The following is a 12,664-nucleotide window of genomic DNA, read 5'->3' as shown; positions in this document are numbered from 1 at the left end:
AACCCCACCCGCGCGGGAGCGGACCGGTTGGCGGTGGCCGCGAGCGTGTTGCCAGCCCGGTCCGATGATGGGACCCTTTGCGTTCCTATGGCCAGTGATCCAGTGAAGCGAAGGCTCGTGACGAAGAAGCTCCTCGCCGCTGCCGTCGGCATTGGCGCCGTCTCGTACGTCGTCGCCTGCGGGGAGACCTCACCATCCGGGTCGTCGAGCGCCGATGGCGGCACCGCAAAAGACGGCGCCCTCGATGTCCTCGTCTCGTCTGGCAACCTGATGGCGATCCCGCCCGATGCCGCGCCGACGGACGCTGGCAAGGACGCCGAGCCGGACGCGGGCATCATCACCTCGGGCAACCTCATGCCCCCGCCGCCTTCCGACGCGAGCGCCGATGCCCCGACGGATGGGCCCGATGGCGGAGGCTGAGCCTTCCGTCGGCCTCACGGGCCTCGGCTTCGACGCCGCCACGGGCGAGGGGGTCCTCTTTGAGCTGGAGATGATCGGCGGCGCCTACGAGCGGCGCTTTCGTCGCATGCGACCCGAGTGCGCGGAGATGCCTTGGGGCACCCTCGATGTGAGCGGCATCCGGGAGAGCGAGCTCATTTCGGCCCGCAAGGCTTGGACCGGTGCGGCCTTTCAGGAGTATCGAACGGCCATCGCATGCACCGCGACGTTGCGCGCACTGCTCGAGTGCGGAGCGCCCGTGGATCTCGTGGCCCTCGCGACGCGCTTTCCGCTCGACGAGATGGTTCATGTGGAGCTCTGCGCGCGCATGGCGATGGAGCTCGGCGGCGGGACGGAGATACGCTTCGATCCCTCCCACCTCGTCCTCGACGCCGATCCGTCGCAGCGCCCGACGGTGCGAGCGGCGGAGCTCGTCGCGCGCTTCTTTTGCGTGGGTGAGGCGCTCTCCATCCCGCTGATTCGTGGCACGTGGCACGCATCCGAGCATCCGCTTCCGCGCGCCGTCCTGGCGCGCATCGTTCGCGACGAGGCGGCCCACGGGACCTTTGGCTTCACGTTTCTCGATTGGGCCACCGGTGGCATGTCCGAGCGCGAGCTTGCACACGTGGGGCGTCACGCGGACCTTGCCATCGCCGCCATCAAGCGGCAGTGGGAGCACCTCGGCGGTCGCGGCCGTTCGGGCTTCGACGCGAAGGGCAACGCCCTCGGTTGGATGGAGACAGGCGCTTACCTCGACCTGGCGCGTCGCTCGATGACCGATAAGGTCGTGCGGCCGCTGCGCGAGCGCTCCATTCCCATCATGGCGTGGTCGGCCCAGGACGAAGCCGCGTCGCGTTCAGCGACGTGAGCTTCGTCGCCCGCACGGCGGGCCGCCCCCGCGCGTCGGGCGAGACGGCGAATTCGCTGCGCCACAGCTCCACGGTGCCGCCGGGCGGCCACATCGACCCGGGACCGAGGCCTGCGACGTAGGCGTGGAGCCGCGCCTCGTCGAGCGGGGCCGTCGCGCCCACGAGTGCCCAAACGAGACCCCAGTGGGCTTGTGAACGAAGGCCCCGCGCGTCGCGCCCGTGAGCGATCTCGGTGTGCGCGCCGTCGGCGCCCACGGACACGATCGTCAGATCAGGGATCGTGTCGGACGCGCGATGGGCGAAGGTCGGGTAACAGGCGAAGGGAAACGCGTCGGTCTTGCCTCGCAAGCCTTGAGCGAGCGTCGGTAAGACGAGGAGCGCGCCGACCGCAACCGCAGCGCGAGGCCAGGGTGACGCGGTGCCACGGGTGTCCGGTTGGTGGCGCTGTCGGCGCGGCCAATCGACGAGCACGGGGTAACAGATCCAAAGACTCGAGAACGCGACGTGGAGCAGCCGATCGGTCGCCATGTGAAACGCGACGCCGAGCACCGCCGCCGCGAGGCGCGTCGGGCGGCTCACGAGAAGGAAGGGGAAGCCGAGTTCGAACGCGAGCGTCGCGAAGCCGCCGAGTTGGAGGAGCGTCGGGTGCTGATCCAAGCGGAACGCTGGCACCTCGTTCCACTCGAACCACTTCCAGTAAAGTTGGAGCGACAGGTTCTCGGCGCTCGCCCACTGGAGGCCCTGCGTCATGACTTTGTGGAGGCCGGGGAAGAAGTAAACGCACGCGAAGAGGATGCGCGCGGTCCACACGGGGACGCCGTAGCGAGCGTCGGGTGACGGAACAGACTCTCTGAAGCGGTCGACGCTCAGGGCGTCGCCGGCGGGGCTCGCGGCGAGGATCGCGGCGAACCACACGAGGTGCATGTTGTGGACGACCGTGCCACCGAGCTGACCGATCGCCAGAAGGTAGAAGCTCGAGAAGCACAGCGCGAGCGTCGCTGCTTGTGTGTAGAGTCCAAGGATCGTCGCCGCCGCCGCCGCGACGGCGACGGCACGGACGGCTAGGGCGATGGCCTTGCTGATGGGCGCGACCGCCACGAACCAGCCGAGGCCCTCGGGCGCGATGCGCATCGCTGCCGGCAGGTCCGCAAAGCTCGAACCGGCGTGGAGCTCTGTCGAGAAGAGAAGCGCAATGCCGACGGCGATACGAAACGCTGCGAGCGTCTCGGCGCTGGCGACGGGGCGGCGAGGCCAGCGCAACGCAGGGGTGCGTGGGAACACGGTACCCGCCGCTTCTAGCCAGCCAAGGTGCCCCTAGGGGACCTTCGCGTAGTCCTGCTCCAACGTGAAGGTGCACGGACTGCATGCGCAGTTGAGCCCTGATAGGGTTCCCGCTCCCCGAGCGACTCCTGCGCCGTCGCTCACCACCTTGAAGGACAGCGTGGTGTAGTTCTGACCGATACTACCGTCGGTGCACGTCTGCGCTCGCGTGATGTTTGCCGTCACCCCATCGGCCGCGACGTTGAAGGCGAGGGTGCAGGTGCCGTCGGAGGTCTGTAGATCACTCGAGGAGCCAGCGGAGACCGTCATGAGATCAGTGTTGGGGTCAATCGGCTGGATGTTGCCGCATACCAGAAGCGAGACGGCTGTGTTCCGCCATTTGCCGAGGAATCCCTTGAGGTCTTTGCCCGTGGCCGTCCCCGTGCCGGTACCCGTTCCGGCCCCTGTCCCGCTGCTCGTGCCGGCCGGATCCTTCGGCTCGTCGATGCCGATGATCTGGTTGCACCCCGTGACGCCGAGCATGACAGCGACGCCGAGCGCCAGGGTGCCGACGCACATGCCCACGTGATGGCGAGGGTTCATTGAAACGCTCCGCGAAGGGAAAGGGCGCCGCCTTGGGTGCTGACGGTGGGCGTGAGCGCAGCGCGCGGCGCGCTCGGTTGGCTTCCGCTCACGACGACCATCGTGATGCCTCCCGCCAAGAGGACGCCGCCAGCGACGAAGAGACCCGTCGACAAGTTGCCCGCGCTGCGCGCGTCGAGGCGCGCCGATTTGCCCTCGGCGTCGCAGACGCTGATGGCGTCGCAGTGGTTGTTCGCGTTCGAGTCGTTGTAGCGACTGATCGCCTGGAGGCCGAAGAACGTGCCGCCCCCCGCCGCCAAGACGCCGCCGACGATGGCGACGATGCCGAGAGGCTTCAGCACCGACCCGCCGCTCGCGCCAGGCTTGTCGGCCGGTCGGTCCGCCGGCGGCTGGGCAGCGAGCGGCGCAGCTTGCGGCGGGGGCCCGCTGACGACCGGTGGCGCCGTCACGACGGGCGCCGTCGTCGCGGCCGAGGCGACGAGCCGCGGAAGCGTGAGCACCTGCGAAGCGCCATCGGCGATGGTGACGCGCGTCGAGTACGGCTGGTAGCCCGGCGCGCTCGCTTCCACCGTGTGCTCGCCGCGATCGATCGGGAGCGCGGTGCCGACGGAGCCGGAGCCGATGGCGAGCGTGCCTCGCTTCACCTGCAAGCCCGGCACTTCGCCGGCGCCGGGCGCGAGCAGGATCGTCAACTTGGCGAGCTTGGGCTCGATGGCAGCGGCCCGTTGGCGCGCCGTTTCGGCGCGATCCGGCTGATTGTCGCGGCGCGCCCGCGCGACGACGTCGTTGTATTCGGCCCAGGCGCTCGCCAGCTTTCCTTCCGCCTCGTGGCAAGACGCCAACGCGAGGAGCGCGCCCGTCGCGGGGTCGAGCTTGAAGCTCTCGGCGAACTTTGGACACGCCTCCGCATAACGCTTCTCCTCGTGCAGCTGACGGTTCTGACGAAAGAGAACGTCAGCGGCGGCCGCGCCTGAGCTGTCTTGGGCGAGCGCCACGGCAGGTGCGAACGAGGTCACGAGTGCGACGAACGTCGCGAGGCGAAGTTGGGTCATCGTCGATCAATCGGGATGGGCGGCGGTCCCGCCGGAAGGGTAACAGGCTTCGTGGTTAGGGGGGGCGTGGGGGGGACCGGCGCCGAGGGCCCTGCCGAGGGCGTTGGCGCCGACGCGGTGGGCCGAGCGCTCGAACTCGCCGGGCGCCTGCGTGGCGCCGGTGCATCGGCGCTCTGGAGCGGGGCCAGCGTCGTCGGGATCGAGGGCGCCGTCGCCGCATCAAGAGGTTCGGCCGATGATGCGAGCGCCGCGCCCGCGTCTGCCGGCTTGGCGGTGAGGGCCGTGGCTGGGGCGAGCGCGGCGCGGACGGCGAATCCGGCACCACCAAGCAGCACGACGCCCGCGATGACGGCGCCTACGACGAGCCCTGCGTTGGAGGTCGGTGGCTTAGGACTGGGCGTCTGCGAGACCGGGTCGACGGTCCCGGGATGCGAGCCGGGATGCGAGCCGAGATGCGAGCCGGGGTGCCCGCCTGCGAAGCCCCCGTTGCTCGGAGCGCCAGGGTACGGAGTCCCGCCACCCTGCGGAAACGGCGTGCCGTGCGCGAAGGGCGCGCCCGGTGGGAAGGGGGTTCCGGGCCCTGTGCCGGCGCCGCCAAACTGCGGCGAAGACGCCAACCTGACGGAGAGCTGAGGCGACGAAACGTGCCCGCCGGCAAGTTGTTGGAGCGCGGCGCGTAGCTCGGTGGCATTGGCGAAGCGGCCCGCGGCGTCCTTGCACAAGCAGCGATTGATGATGGCGTCGAGCTCCGGCGGAATATCCGCGCGGCGCATGGCCGCCGGCACGTGAGGCGTCGTCAAGATCGCCACGCACAAGTCGGCGAGGCTGTTGCCGGAGAAGGGCAGGGTGCCCACCAAGAGCTCGTACATCGTGATGCCAAGGGCCCAGATGTCCGTTCGCCCGTCGACGTCGCGCGCTTCGCGAATTTGCTCCGGCGACATGTAATAGGGCGTGCCCATCATCGCCGTGCCGGTGAGCCCTTGCTGCGGTGCTCCGGCGCCCGTCGCTTTGGAAATGCCGAAGTCGAGCACCTTGATCGTTTGCGTGCCGTTGGCGCGTTTCGAGAAGAAGAGGTTCGCTGGCTTCATGTCGCGGTGAACGATGCCGCGCGCGTGTGCCTCGGCGAGGGCATCGCAGGCGTCCAGCATGATCGCGACAACATCACTTGGCGAGAGCGGACCGCCCTTGGTGAGCGCCTCGGCCAGATCGTGGCCATCGAGCAGCTCCATCACGATGTACGGCGAGCCGCTCGCGAGGCGGCCGACGGCGAAGATGCGCGTGACGTGATCGCTCTCGAGCGCGGCGGCGGCTCGTCCTTCGCGTTCGAAGCGGGTGACCGCCTCCGCGTTGGCGGCGGCCTCGGGAAGCAAAACCTTGATGGCCACGCGCCGACCGAGGTGCTCCTCGTAAGCAACGTAGACGGCCCCCATGCCGCCTTTGCCCAGCATGCGCTCGATGACGTATTTGCCGTCGAGAACGTCTCCTTGCGTGAGGCTCATCGCTTCGCAAACGTAGCAGGGCTCGCCGCGCGCAGAAGAATCTTGCGCTGCATCGCCTACCTGCTACTACGCCGGCGCGTCGCGGTGAAACCCCACGCGAAAGGTGTTTGCGGTTCGCCAGCGGGCGGCCCGCGGAGGCCCCATCGGCTGCGCTCGCCCGTCGAGGGCGCGCACCGGTGCCATTTCCCAGGAGAGAAATTCATCGGAGATTCGTCATGTTCACCCTTCAATCGAGCCGCTTGGCCTTGATCCTCGCCCTCTGTGTCCCCGCCCTTGCTTGCGGAGGGACCCCCGAAGAGGTCGCTCAAGAGGAGGCCGCGGCCGAATCCGAAGCGGAGCTCAACGCTCGCACCGCCCGCTTCGAGACGTTCGTCGGCTTCGACGGCAAGTCCTACTTCGAGCTCATCGCCGGCAACGGCAAGAACGTGCTTCGGTCTGAGGGCTACGCCAGCCACTCGAACGCCGAGCGCGGCATCGAGGGCCTCATGCGCGTGGGCCAAGACGCGTCGGCGTATCGCATCAAAGAAGCGAAGAACGGCGAGTTCTACTTCAACGTCGTGGCCAAGAACGGCGAGACGGTGTCGTCCAGCGAGCTCTACGGGACCGCCTCGAACGCCCAGCGCGGCGCTCGCACCGCGCGCGCCCTTCTCGTCGCGCTCGGTCACCCGGTTACCGCGCCTGCGCCCAAGACTCCGCGCTTCGAGCTCTACCGCGACGCGCAAAACAAGGCGCGCTTCCGCCTGCGTGCGGCCAACGGCGAGTTGGTGCTCTCGTCGCAGGCCTACGCGAGCAAAGCGTCGGCGCACAACGGCATCGCGTCGGTCGTCGAAAACGGGCAAGACTCGCTTCGCTTCGACCTGATCGAGGGCGATGAAGGTTCGGTACGTATCCGCCTGCTGGCCTTGAACGGCGCGATTGTGGCCCACGGCGAGTCCTACGCGTCGCGGTTCAACGCGGAGCGCGCCGTGGCCCGCATCGGCGAGCTCTTGGCGGACGGCGTGCCGGTCGTCGAGCAATAGCCGAGAGGCCCCTAATTTGCCCGCCGGGCGCTCGTTTCGGAACCGGAACGAGCGCTCAGGCGTAGCTCTTGGGTCCGTGTCGCACCCACGTGCGGCTGCAGCACGTGCCGGACGCTGGTAGGCTGGAGGCCCGCGCATGGACGAGGATCCCAAGGACGAAGCTGCGGCCGACTTGTTGGCCTTCGCCCTCGGCGCGCGCCCCGAGCGCGTCACCGATGCGCTCGTCGCGTACGAGCCAGCGCTAGCGTCCGCGTTGCCTCAAGTGCGCGAAGATCTCGCCGCGTTGGCCCTCGCGCTTGCACCGGCGCCTGCGCCTCCGGGCCTCCGGCAGCGCATCCTCCGGAGTGTCAGCGCGCGGGCTCGGCCCGCCCGACCGGCGCTCGTCGTGCTCGACATGATGGTGGACCACCTGCGACCCGGCGGAGGGGGCGAAGTTCCGCGAGCGCGGGCCATCGTCCCCGACCTCAGGGCTCGCATCGAAGCGGCCCGCGCCGCGTCGATGCCGGTCGTCTACGTCGTAGACGTGCACGAGGCCTGGGACACCGACACCGATCTCATCGACGGCTGGGGCGCTCATAACCTGGCCGGCACCGACGGGGCTGAGGTCTGGCCTGAGCTCGCGCCCATACCGGGCGACCCCGTGATCGCCAAGTCGACCTACAACGCCTTCACGGGCTCCAGGCTCGGCGAGGTGCTCGACGAGCTCCGCGTGGACGAGCTCATTTTGACCGGCTGCCTCACCGAACTCGGCATCATGGCCACGGCCACGGCCGGCTTCGAAAGGGGGTTCGCCGTGACCGTGCCGCGCGAGCTCCAGGCCGGAGCCCACGAGGCGCTCGAACGAGCGGCCCTCACGGCCATCGCTCTCATGGCTCCCTACGGGCCGGCGCGCGCGGCGCGCCTCCGGGCCTTCGCTGAGGCGCCATGAGGCGGAGCGTGCTTCGAGGCCCATGAACGACGCGCCGCCGACAGTCGCAGACGACGTGCTCGTCCGTGCCGTTGCGGCCGGCGACGTCGCCGCCGTGGGGCTCCTCTACGATCGGCACGCGGGGCTCCTCTTGGCGCTCGCCTTTCGCATCGTGCGCGATCGGGCCGAGTCGGAGGACGTTGTGCACGACGCCTTCGTCGCCTTGAGCGATCGCGCCGGCCGCTATTCGAGCGAGCGCGGCAGCGTTGTGGCGTGGTTCGTGACCTTGACGCGCAACCTCGCCATCGACCGGACGCGTCGCCGCGACCGTCGGAGCGCTATCGCGCACGATGTCCTCGTGTACGAACCGTCGCCGAGCGTGCGGGACGCTGAAACGCTCGTCGCCCTCGAAGGCGAACGCGTGCGTGTGGAGCGGGCCCTCGCCACCTTGCCGGCGGCGCAGCGGCGGACCCTGGAAACCGCGTTCTTCGAGGGGCTGTCCTACCCGGAGATCGCGGAGCGTGAAAACTTGCCGCTCGGCACCATTAAGTCCCGGGCCGCGCGGGCGCTGGCGGCGCTGCGGTCGGCCCTCGCGACCGAGGGGCTGCGCCCCGGTTGAGACGCGGCCCGAGGCGAGACCGGACCGCCACGCGCGGATTGACCATTGCAGTGTCCGCCCGCCGTTCGCTACGGTTTGGGCCGGCGAACGATGCGATACCTCTTCGGAGACTCGACGCCCTTTCCCCTGACGTTCGATTTCCTCGCGACGCTCGAGGCTTTCATGGCGTGCGGTGGCGACGTCGTGCGCCTCGACACCGAGTCCAAGGAGCAGGAGAAGCGCGTCCATGCCGACGCCGACGCGCGGGCTCGCTCCGTGGAGAGCCTCGAGCGGTTTCACCAGACGGTCTTGCGCGCCATGCGCGATAGCTCGATGAAGAGCCTCGATCGCGAGGTGCTCGACTACGCGACGGCCGTGAGCGACAGCGCGACGCGGTACGTCGAAGACACGCGTCGCGTGGCCGTCGCGAAGACCGAGCGCGAGGTCGCGCAACTGGCCGTCGACGTGCAGCGGCGTCGCGAAGACGCGCAGGCGGCGCTCTCCCGGTTCTTCGTCCAAGCGACGCTGCCGGTGCTCGAGACGCGCTTCTCGATGCAACTGCATGGCGGCGGCTCAAAGGACGCGTTTCACGAGGTCAAGGTCGTCGAAACGCACCCTCTGGGCATCATCACCGCGCTCGAGCTTGATCCCAGCGCCGTCGCCGAGTGGCGTCACCCGCGCCGCGCCGGCGACTTCGCGCCGAACCTTGAGCTCCTCGTCGGGGCCAAGCGCAGTTGGTTCAACAAGAACGTGCAACGCGACGTCGTGAAGCTCGACGACTTCATCCTTTCGGGGTTCGAGCTCGACGAAGACACGGCCGAGCTCCGCTTGCGCAAGCGCGCCGAACAGAAGGACGACAGCCTCGTCTTCAACCTGCGTCGCGTCGACAGCGGCCTCACGGCCGACGTGCGCCACCCCGATGACGCGGAGCTCGACCAGGTCTTGTCCGTGAACGTCGAGCCTCAGGACCGGGCCCACCTCGAGCGCCTCTGGCAGGTGATTAAGAAGAGCACCCGTGACCTCTTGCCCCACCGCCGCCGCCTCGCGTCGTTGCACCTCGATATGGTCGACGCCTTCGAGACCGACCGCATGGGTGAGGTCGTCGATCGCGTCGTCACCATGTTTGCCCCAACGGCCAACGAGGTGGCGCGGCGCAGCCCGAACCAACATGAGCTTTCGCTCAAGGAAGAGAGCGACGACGGTCGCCGCCGCGAAATCTACCTTCGCAAGGAGGATCTCGTCCGCCGCCTCGAGGGCGTCACCGGCGCCGACCGCGCGCGCTTCGGCGCGCTGTCTATTTTTCCCGATGGCGAGGCCGTTCTGTCGCCGCGGCCCGTCCCCCGCGACGGCTGAGGGGCGCCGATTTTTTCCTGCCGTGGCGCGCCGAAGTTTGTAGGATGACGGGGCGCTGACGTTCGCGAAAACCATCGCCGGAGTAATGACTTGAAGGTTCTCATCGCCGACGACGATGGTCTCACGCGGAAGCTCCTCGAAGGCACCGCGGAGAAGTGGGGCTATGAGGTCCACGCCGTGGCCGACGGCATCGCGGCCTGGGAAGAACTCAAGAAGGCCGACGGGCCGCGGCTCGCGCTGCTCGACTGGATGATGCCCGGCATGACCGGACTCGCGCTTTGCGAGAAGCTCAAGCAGTCGACCGAGATGCCTTACGTCTACGTGATCTTGCTCACCAGCAAGAGCGGCAAAGAGGACATCGTTCAAGGCCTCGACGCCGGCGCCGACGACTTCCTGACGAAGCCTGTTTCGTCGAGCGAGCTCCGAAGCCGCCTCGCGGTGGGCGTTCGCATTCTCAGCGTCATCTCGCCCATGGCCTCGCCGGGGCCTCACGTCGAGGGCTACGAAATCATCGGCCCCCTCGGCAAGGGCGCCCGAGGCATCGTGTACCGCGCCATCCAAAATGGCACGCGCCGCGAGGTCGCGCTCAAGCTGATTCGCATCGAACGCGTCAACGAGGACGAGAAGGCTCGCTTCCTCCGCGAGGTGGAGCTCACGGCCAAGCTCGATCATCCAAGCATCGTTCGCATCTATTCGAGCTGCGTTCAGGACGGCGTTTATGGCTACGCCATGGAGCTGGTCGACGGCGTCGACATCGCGAATTGGGTCAAGGAGAAGAACCTCGGCGAGCGCGAGATCATGCGGCTCATGCAGAAGGTCGCCGCCGCCGTCGGTCACGCGCATGCGCGCGGCATCATTCACCGCGACTTGAAGCCGGGAAACGTGCTCGTCACCAAGGGCGGTGAGCCGAAGATTGTCGACTTCGGATTGGCGAAGTCGCTCATGTCCTTGGACGAGGGCCGCGCGTTCTTGACGGAGGAAGGCCTCGTCGTCGGAACGCCGGCGTTCATGGCGCCGGAGCAAGCGGCCGGTCGCGCGAGCAAAGTCGACACGCGCACCGACGTCTACGGGCTCGGCATTCTCCTCTATCGCCTCCTGCTCAACGAACACCCCCACGACTTGAAGGGTCCGCTCGAGGAGGTCTTGCGTCGCGTCGCGACGCAAGAGGTCCGCCCGCCGCGGCTCATCAAGCCCGACATGGATTCGCGGCTCGCGGCGATCCTCACCAAGTCACTGGCGCGCGACCCCAAGCGTCGCTATCCCACGGCGAACGAGCTCAGCCAGGATCTCGATACGCTCATCAACGTCATGTACCCGGGCGCGTAGCGTCTCGGGCGCGGCGTCGTCGCCACAACATCAAGGCCGCCGCGAGCGCGCCCATCGGCGCGCTCCCAGGTCCGACGCGACGCCCAGCCCGCTGCACGGAGCAAGCGAGGCCCGGGCCGGCGTCGTCACCTTCCACGACGTAGTAGCCATTCGGCGCGTTGGAGGGGCCGCTCGTGCCGCCGTCGGGCGACGCGCTGGTGCTCGCGCGCGGTGATGCGTCCGGAGACGTTGCGGGCGAGGCACCGCCAGCCACCGGTACGCCGCCCGCTCCCGCGTCGACCGGCGACGACGGGGGTGGCGGCGGTGGGGCGTTGGAGCCGCCCGTGATGGTGACCGTCATGAGCGTCTCCGCCGCCCGATCCCCCGACGAGCCGTTGTTGTTGTTGCAGGCGTTCGCCACGGCGTAGACGGTGATGGGGCCGTTGTAGGTGGGCGCTTTGACCTTGAACGAGAAGACGGCGTTGTTCGCCGGCGCGAGCGGCGCGGCATGCACGACCTCGGCGAACTTCTGCTTCGTGTTCTTGCCGGGGCTCACTTCGGCCCCGTCGGAGGCCGCGCCGCCCATTCCGACGATGGCGGCGCCGCTCGCAACCTTAAGCGTGTATTCGGCCGTTTGACCCGCCGTCAACGTTGAGGGACCGGTCAACGACACCTGGGGCGCGGTGCCGCCCGAGTGGCATTCGTTGCAGGTTGCACCATATTTTCCGGTGTAGCCGTCGAGCCCCAGCGGGTTGGCTTCCGCCATGGATGGTGCAAGCACGAGCGCCACTGAGGCGGCAGAGGCGCGCCACTTCATCGGCGCCTTCCGCGCCGCAAGAGGAGGCCGACGAGCGCCATGCCGAAGCCGAAGCCGGACGCGCCGCCGGAGCCTCGCGAGACGCTGCACGAAAGGCCCGTGTCAGCGAAGTGCGGCTCCGTCTCCTCGTCGGCGTTGCGAAGGTAGAAGGGCGAGGTGCCCCCATCGCCGCCGCTCGCTGCGACGGTCGGGCTGGTCGCCAGGTTCTGGCCGGGCGGCGCGGCGGCGGCGTCCGCGGAGGCTGCCGCCGGGGGCGCCACGCCCGCGTCGCTGGTGCTCGATGACGCGGGGATGACCGTGATCGGCAGACTGGTCGTCGCGGCGAGATCGCCCTGGTTGTTCCCGTTCTTGTTGACGTTGTTGCCCGCGGCCCAGAGCGTGATGGCCCCTGGCGCCGCCGGCGCCGTCAGCGTGAAGGTGTATTCGTTGGAGGCGTTGGCAGGCACATCGAGCGGTGCGTTGTGCACGATCTCGCCGTTCAACAGCTTCTGGTTCGGTCCTGGCGTGAGCGTGATGCCATCGGTCGCCGCGACGCCCATGCCTGTCGCGCGATTCATCTCGCCCGCGGGCGGCGTAATGGTGAGCTTGTACTGCGCGACCTGGCCCGGCGTGAGCGTGTTCGGTCCTGTGAGCACCACCGTTGGCGCGACGCCACCGCTGTGGCACATGTTGCAGATCTGATCGGCACCTTGTTTTCCGGTCGCGCCGGAGCGTCCGGTCGAGACGGCGAGGGCAGCCCTCGGCGTCAAGAGGCCGAGGACAACGGCGAAGGCGAGGGCGGGGTGGATGGGGCGCACGCCGCCGCAGCTGCGAATCCCTTGCCAAGCGGCTCTGGGGCCAATTCGGGCGCTTCGCGACAACCCCGTTGGACGGTCACAGCGAGCGGGGAAAGCGCTCGCAGAGCTCCCGACTCCTGCCCACATGCCTCGCGTGTCTTCCGTGAT

General features: G+C 68.7%; 13 protein-coding genes. 7 read left to right on the top strand and 6 right to left on the bottom strand.

The window, feature by feature from the left end; translation table 11 throughout:
- The first annotated feature begins 102 nt into the window (after positions 1-102).
- Positions 103-420 (top strand): hypothetical protein, encoded by a 318-nt coding sequence (locus IPG50_03830; GenBank protein MBK6691320.1) that lies wholly within the window; start codon positions 103-105, stop codon positions 418-420.
- Positions 407-1,306, top strand: a complete 900-nt coding sequence (locus IPG50_03825; protein MBK6691319.1) for a ferritin-like domain-containing protein — start codon at positions 407-409, stop codon at positions 1,304-1,306. Before IPG50_03830 ends, IPG50_03825 begins: the two co-directional genes overlap by 14 nt.
- Here IPG50_03825 and IPG50_03820 read toward each other — a convergent pair.
- From IPG50_03820 to IPG50_03805, 4 genes are read right to left on the bottom strand one after another with little or no spacing between them, the layout of a single operon-like run.
- Positions 1,257-2,588, bottom strand: a complete 1,332-nt coding sequence (locus tag IPG50_03820; GenBank protein ID MBK6691318.1) for an HTTM domain-containing protein — start codon at positions 2,586-2,588, stop codon at positions 1,257-1,259. The two genes, IPG50_03825 and IPG50_03820, sit on opposite strands and share 50 nt — an antisense overlap.
- Positions 2,589-2,621: 33 nt before the next feature.
- Entirely contained in the window at positions 2,622-3,170 is a 549-nt protein-coding gene (locus tag IPG50_03815; GenBank protein MBK6691317.1) for a hypothetical protein, read from the bottom strand.
- Positions 3,167-4,222 carry a hypothetical protein gene (locus IPG50_03810; GenBank protein ID MBK6691316.1) on the bottom strand — a complete coding sequence of 352 codons (1,056 nt, stop codon included), beginning with the start codon at positions 4,220-4,222 and terminating at the stop codon, positions 3,167-3,169. Before IPG50_03810 ends, IPG50_03815 begins: the two co-directional genes overlap by 4 nt.
- The gene (locus tag IPG50_03805) at positions 4,219-5,721 is read right to left on the bottom strand and encodes a protein kinase (GenBank protein ID MBK6691315.1); all 1,503 of its coding nucleotides are present in this window, start codon (positions 5,719-5,721) and stop codon (positions 4,219-4,221) included. The genes IPG50_03810 and IPG50_03805 overlap by 4 nt, the downstream gene beginning before the upstream one ends.
- Positions 5,722-5,936: 215 nt before the next feature.
- Here IPG50_03805 and IPG50_03800 point away from each other — a divergent pair, with 215 nt between their 5' ends.
- From IPG50_03800 to IPG50_03780, 5 genes are all read left to right on the top strand, one after another.
- The gene (locus IPG50_03800) at positions 5,937-6,740 is read left to right on the top strand and encodes a DUF1508 domain-containing protein (GenBank protein ID MBK6691314.1); all 804 of its coding nucleotides are present in this window, start codon (positions 5,937-5,939) and stop codon (positions 6,738-6,740) included.
- 136 nt (positions 6,741-6,876) lie between these two features.
- Positions 6,877-7,668, top strand: coding sequence for a cysteine hydrolase (locus tag IPG50_03795; protein ID MBK6691313.1), 792 nt, complete (start codon positions 6,877-6,879; stop codon positions 7,666-7,668).
- A 22-nt stretch (positions 7,669-7,690) separates the two neighbouring features.
- Positions 7,691-8,266: a sigma-70 family RNA polymerase sigma factor gene (locus tag IPG50_03790; GenBank protein MBK6691312.1), complete on the top strand. Its 576-nt coding sequence runs from the start codon at positions 7,691-7,693 to the stop codon at positions 8,264-8,266.
- Positions 8,267-8,356: 90 nt separating this feature from the next.
- A complete protein-coding gene (locus tag IPG50_03785) occupies positions 8,357-9,598 on the top strand; it encodes a hypothetical protein (protein MBK6691311.1) in 1,242 nt (413 codons plus the stop codon).
- Positions 9,599-9,688: 90 nt separating this feature from the next.
- A complete protein-coding gene (locus IPG50_03780; GenBank protein ID MBK6691310.1) occupies positions 9,689-10,924 on the top strand; it encodes a protein kinase in 1,236 nt (411 codons plus the stop codon).
- On the opposite strand, the gene IPG50_03775 is transcribed toward IPG50_03780, so the two are convergent.
- Positions 10,905-11,720: a hypothetical protein gene (locus IPG50_03775; protein ID MBK6691309.1), complete on the bottom strand. Its 816-nt coding sequence runs from the start codon at positions 11,718-11,720 to the stop codon at positions 10,905-10,907. The genes IPG50_03780 and IPG50_03775 overlap by 20 nt on opposite strands.
- On the bottom strand, positions 11,717-12,517 hold the full coding sequence (locus tag IPG50_03770; GenBank protein ID MBK6691308.1) for a hypothetical protein: 801 nt from the start codon (positions 12,515-12,517) through the stop codon (positions 11,717-11,719). The genes IPG50_03775 and IPG50_03770 overlap by 4 nt, the downstream gene beginning before the upstream one ends.
- Between the last annotated feature and the right edge of the window lie 147 nt (positions 12,518-12,664).

Source organism: Myxococcales bacterium, assembly GCA_016703425.1.
Lineage (GTDB): Bacteria > Myxococcota_A > Polyangia > Polyangiales > Polyangiaceae > JADJCA01.
Note: the sequence above shows the minus strand (reverse complement) of the source record. Positions and strands in the feature narration are given on the sequence as shown.